The following is a 3,066-nucleotide window of genomic DNA, read 5'->3' on the forward strand; positions in this document are numbered from 1 at the left end:
AAAATTATGAAACAAAAACAGAATTATATTTGGCAAAACGACCGTAACTTCGCTTTAGACAAGTATGAACAACAACAATATTATTACGTTGTTGAATCTAACGACCTAATAGCTAAAGCAAAGCATGATTTAACAGTTAATCAGCTAAAAATAGTCGACTTTCTTATCTCTAAAATTCAACCAGAGGATAAAGAATTTGAGGAGCTTGAAACTTCTATGTATGAATTAACTAATGTTTTAGAAATTAAGCGTAGTGGTCGTACTTACAATCAAATTGCTAATACATTAGATGATTTGAGAAAGAAAGAAGTGACTATCTATAATCAAGAAAGAGAAAGTATTGTGCGTACTGGGTGGGTTTCTTCTGCTGAATACTTTAAAAACGGAAAAGTCCTCTTGTCGTTTGATAAAAAACTCACTCCTTACCTATTAGATTTAAGCAAGAATTATACGCAATACTTACTCATAGATACGGTCAAGCTCAAAAGTAAATATTCTATTTTGCTTTACAAACTTATGAGAGAAGCTGATAAGGATAAAGGAAAATCAATTGCAATCTTACAAGGGACCCCAGAAGAATTTAAAGAATGGCTTGGAGCACCAAAAAGTTATTCCTACAATTCTTTGAAAAATCAAGTCCTTATAAAAGCAATCGAGGAAATTAACTTAAAAATCGACGACATGAACTTAGAACTTTTACAAGGACGCTATGGTCGTAAAGTGGTTCAAGTTGAAATTCATAATAATTGGACGGTTCAACGAGCAACAGCAGAAAATGATGACTGCGTTACAAGTATTTCTACTCATGACTGGTTGAATGGAGATAATATTTTTACATGAGCGTAGCGAATTTTAACAAACACGCTTGACGAAAAAAGAGTACAAATTCACGTGAGTGATCTGTACTCTTTTTTAGCACAAACACAGCAATTTTTCGTAAGAAAAATTTGGTGGGTATAAGTGCGCCCTTAGTAAAAATCGCTAAGGGAATATTTTTCAAATTAACTTTATAGAGACGTACCCCTTATTTTTAAGGGCGCACTTATACGCAGTAACTTCGTTTCAGCGTAATTGTGCTATAAAACTTAAACTATTTAAGTTTTATCGTCAAGCGTGTTTTAATAAAACTCACTTCGTTCGTGTGACGATGTCTGCATATTTTTTTATATTTCTTAAATACTCATGATGAGCTTTTAATTCTTCAAGAGATAATTTAAATAAATCAATTTGATTCATATTTGATAATTGCTTTAGTAAATTTGTTTGTAGCCTGGTTCCGAGTTTCGCTTTGCTCAACTAAACATTTTATTTTAATTAAACAGACTACGCTAGTTTAATCAAAATAAAACGTGCAATTAGAATTACTTTAATGCTTTTAAAAGGCTCTTATTTCCATTCTACGGTTCATTTATTAGATTTTGGCAATCAGATTCAACTAGAGATAACAGTAAAGGTGCCTATTTTTCGTTTTAAGAGGTTTTATCTGATAATCAGCTATTTATACCAAGAAGCTAACGAAACGCCTGAGACAGGCTAATAGGTGGCTTAAAATCAGTTTTGAATGGAGTTATCAAAAAAACATAAAGAATAGCCGATTGATCTTACTTTTTTACCTAAGGGTTGTTAGGGCTTGCCCTGACCGAACGGAGTGAGCCTTAACTAGAAAGACTAAGGGTTACATCTAAAGTCGTTTAGAATGTAAAATATGGTCTTATAGACCTATCCCCCAGTTCCTTAAAGCGGTTTTGATTTTAGCGAGTGAACAAAGTGAACGCTGCAAGTATGGTGGACTTGTTGTCACAGTGGTTTATATCCTCTTGAATATTTTAGCGTTGGTATGGTTAGTTAAAAAATTAGTGAAAACATGGCGATATTGATTTAAATAGTGTCAATATTCCCTTTTTAGAAATTATTTTCTAGTCTTTTTACGCTAATTAGAAAGAGACGGGATAGATACAATAATCTAAATTTTGTAAATTGGAGGTATGGAAAATCATATGAATTTTGGAGAAACGTTGCAGACTAAAAGAAAAGCGGAAGGGTTAACTCAAGAAGATTTAGCTAACAAATTATTGGTTAGCAGCAAGACTATATCAAATTGGGAGACGAATAAAACGACTCCCGATATAGATAATGTAATACGGATCTCTCGTTTATTTGATATTTCCTTAAATAATTTATTATTGGAGGGGTCAACCATGGTCGAAAATATTAAAAAGAAAGCTGAAATTAAACAATCCAAGGTTTATCTAGCTTGTAGTTCTATAACAAATTTGGTTTTTCTTTTTATACTTGCAGTAAGTCCTATTTTTGGAGAATTACCTATAATTATCTCATGCGCCCTAGCAATAGGGACTTTCTTTAATTTCTTTTGTGTTCTTTATTTTTCTAGGAGATATATGGAACTGTCAGATGGTAAGTGGGATAATCGGACAAATAAACAAAAGATATGGTCTATTACCTTTAGTGTAGGACTTGTGATTGTATTGTTAGCCATAATATTGTTTATCCGTTTTAAATATAATGCTTTTTAAAAAGATTTAGGGTTGTTAGGGCTTGCCCTGACCGAACGGAGTGAGCCTTAACAGGAAAGACTAAGGGTTACATCTAAAGTCGTTTAGAATGTAAAATATGGTCTTATAGACCTATCCCCCAGTTCCTTAAAGCGGTTTTGATTTTAGCGAGTGAACGAAGTGAACGCTGCAAGTAAAATGTGAGCGTGAATTTCGCTCACTCCTTTTTTTATTTTTTGGTTTGTGGTTTTTATTTTAAGAATAGAGAAACAAAACACACGCCTACGCGCGCTTTTATATTTCCTTTATACTTCTTTAATACTTTATAATACTTAGGGAAATGAGAATGGCTTTATACCAACGTTTATAAGCATAATACCATAGTAAAATACACACCACTCCATAGTAAAATACACACCACTCCATAGTAAAATACACACCACTCCATAGTAAAATACACACCACTCCATAGTAAAATTCTGTTTTATATTTTTTTTACTATTCTATACTAAATGAATATGATATAGTGAAATTATATTCGTTTTGAAAGGAT

General features: G+C 32.4%; 2 protein-coding genes and 1 pseudogene. 2 read left to right on the forward strand and 1 reads right to left on the reverse strand.

Annotated elements, in window-relative coordinates; genetic code table 11:
• The first annotated feature begins 6 nt into the window (after nt 1-6).
• Nucleotides 7-840 (forward strand): replication initiation protein, encoded by an 834-nt coding sequence (locus AB3I72_RS13710; RefSeq protein WP_081123855.1) that lies wholly within the window; start codon nt 7-9, stop codon nt 838-840.
• A gap of 288 nt (nt 841-1,128) precedes the next feature.
• Here the strand turns inward: AB3I72_RS13710 and AB3I72_RS13715 are convergent.
• Nucleotides 1,129-1,275, reverse strand: a pseudogene (locus AB3I72_RS13715) (antitoxin epsilon); the annotation flags it as partial.
• A 710-nt stretch (nt 1,276-1,985) separates the two neighbouring features.
• Here AB3I72_RS13715 and AB3I72_RS13720 point away from each other — a divergent pair.
• Nucleotides 1,986-2,534, forward strand: coding sequence for a helix-turn-helix domain-containing protein (locus AB3I72_RS13720; protein WP_143351443.1), 549 nt, complete (start codon nt 1,986-1,988; stop codon nt 2,532-2,534).
• Nucleotides 2,535-3,066: the final 532 nt, after the last annotated feature.

Origin of the sequence: Enterococcus sp. GC34 (assembly GCF_040886645.1) — a bacterium.
Lineage (GTDB): Bacteria > Bacillota > Bacilli > Lactobacillales > Enterococcaceae > Enterococcus > Enterococcus faecalis.